Below are 1,911 nucleotides of genomic sequence, written 5' to 3'. Positions count from 1 at the left end.
GCCGACCAGAGGCCGAACGCGGCCCCGGCCATCAGCAGCGGCGCGGCAAAGAAAACGCCCGTGTGAAAGTGCTTGTCGAGCCAGTGCCCGATCGCGAGGCCGAGCAGCGTCGGCACCACGATCGACCAGCCGAGAATGCCGATCTGGCCGAGCCGGCTGCCAAGCGACGGCTCCGGTTCGTCACGCGCGTTGCGTTCGCGTTCGACGGCTCGCCTGGCGGCGCGGGCGATGCGGTCGTTGTGGTCGTGGGGCTCCATCACGCGCCACCCCGACCTGTCGACGATGCCGGCCGCAGATAGCGCAGCAGTTCACGCACGGCCTGTGCATGCCGGCGGGTCTCTTCGACGCGCGCCTTGCGTCCGCTATCGATGCGCTGCGCGTGCGCCGCGTCGATCCGCGCCTGGAGATCGGCGAGCGAGTCGCCCAGCACGCCGTTGCGGCAGGCGATGCTCACCTTGCTACCCTCCGACACCCTGAAGACACCTTCTTCCACCGCGCAGAAATGTTCGATCGCGTCGGCTGCCCGCCAGCGCAGCACCGAGGGCGTCAGCACCGTCAGAAAGTCCGCATGGCCCGGCAGGATGCCGAAGCTGCCGCTCTCGTCCTCCGCGCGCAACGCCACGATGACGGCATCCGCGACCAGGATGACCGACGGTGTCGAGATGGTCAGACGCAGCGCGGGGCTCATGGCGTGGCGCTCACGGCGGCTGGCGCTGGCGTTGGGGTTTGAGCGGGAGCATCCTTGGACAGCTTGCTTTCGCGCTCCCGCGCCTCGTCGAGCGCGCCGATCATGTACAGCGAACTCTCCTGCCACGCGTCGCACTCGCCCGCGAGAATCGCCTTGCACCCGGCGAGCGTATCGGCGATCGGGACCGAGCGGCCCGGCACGCCGGTGAACGCCTCGGTCACCGTGAACGGCTGCGTGAGGAAGCGCTGCAACCGGCGCGCGCGACCGACGATGCGCCGGTCGTCCGCGCCCAGTTCCTCGACGCCCAGCAGCGAGATCACGTCCTGCAACTCCCGGTAATGCTCGACGGCGCGCCGCACTTCGATGGCGATCTGAGCATGCTCGTCGCCGACGACAAGCGGATCGAGCAGCACCGACGACGACGCAATCGGATCGATGGCGGGATACATCCCTTCGGCGGCCATCGAGCGGGACAGGACGACCATGCTGTCGACGTGCGCGGCGATCGCCGTCACGGCGGGATCGGTGAAGTCGTCGGCGGGCACGTAGACCGCCTCGATGGCCGTCACCGAGACCTCGCCCACCGACACGATCCGTTCCTGCAACCCGGCGACTTCGGTGGCGAGCGTCGGCTGATAACCCACGCGCGACGGCAGGCGGCCAAGCAGGCCGGATACCTCGGCGCCTGCCTGCACGAAGCGAAACACGTTGTCCATCAACAGCAGGACGTTCTGATGACGCTCGTCGCGAAAATATTCGGCCACCGTCAGCGCGGTGAGCGGCACGCGCCATCTGGCGCCGGGCGGCTCGTTCATCTGGCCGTAGACCAGCACCGTGCGCGGCAGCACGCCGGAACCGCGCATGTCGGTGAGCATCTCGTGACCTTCCCGGCAACGCTCGCCGACGCCGGCAAACACCGAGATGCCCTGGTAACGCTCGACCATCGCGTGGATCAGTTCCATCACGAGCACCGTCTTGCCGACGCCCGCTCCGCCGAACATCGCCGCCTTGCCGCCCTGGGCGAGCGGCGTCAGCAGGTCGATCACCTTGATGCCCGTCGCGAAGATGCGCGTCGTGTCGCCCTTCGATGAAAGCGGCGGCGGGTTGCGGTGGATCGGCCGGCGCGGCACGTCGGTGGGAAACGGCGCGCCCTGGTCGCCCGGCGCGCCGGTCACGTCGATCAGCCGGCCGAGAAGCGCCTCGCCGACCGGCACCGCGACCGG

At 69.2% G+C, this 1,911-nt stretch carries 3 protein-coding genes; all 3 read right to left on the bottom strand.

What is annotated here, in order from left to right; genetic code table 11:
• A partial coding sequence (locus tag AWB68_RS44435; RefSeq protein ID WP_087650397.1) for an AtpZ/AtpI family protein occupies positions 1 to 257 on the bottom strand: 257 nt, incomplete at its 3' end.
• Positions 257 to 688 (bottom strand): F0F1 ATP synthase subunit epsilon, encoded by a 432-nt coding sequence (locus tag AWB68_RS44430; RefSeq protein WP_087650396.1) that lies wholly within the window; start codon positions 686 to 688, stop codon positions 257 to 259. The genes AWB68_RS44435 and AWB68_RS44430, both read right to left, overlap by 1 nt.
• On the bottom strand, positions 685 to 1,911 hold a 1,227-nt coding region (atpD, locus tag AWB68_RS44425; RefSeq protein ID WP_087650395.1), incomplete at its 5' end, for a F0F1 ATP synthase subunit beta. The genes atpD and AWB68_RS44430, both read right to left, overlap by 4 nt.

The sequence above is a fragment of the Caballeronia choica genome, from assembly GCF_001544535.1.
Classification (GTDB): domain Bacteria; phylum Pseudomonadota; class Gammaproteobacteria; order Burkholderiales; family Burkholderiaceae; genus Caballeronia; species Caballeronia choica.
Note: the sequence above shows the minus strand (reverse complement) of the source record. Positions and strands in the feature narration are given on the sequence as shown.

Bases quoted from the DNA above. Each gene is read 5' to 3' on its own strand.
- AWB68_RS44430 (WP_087650396.1), bottom strand. From the start codon at position 688: ATGAGCCCCGCGCTGCGTCTGACCATCTCGACACCGTCGGTCATCCTG.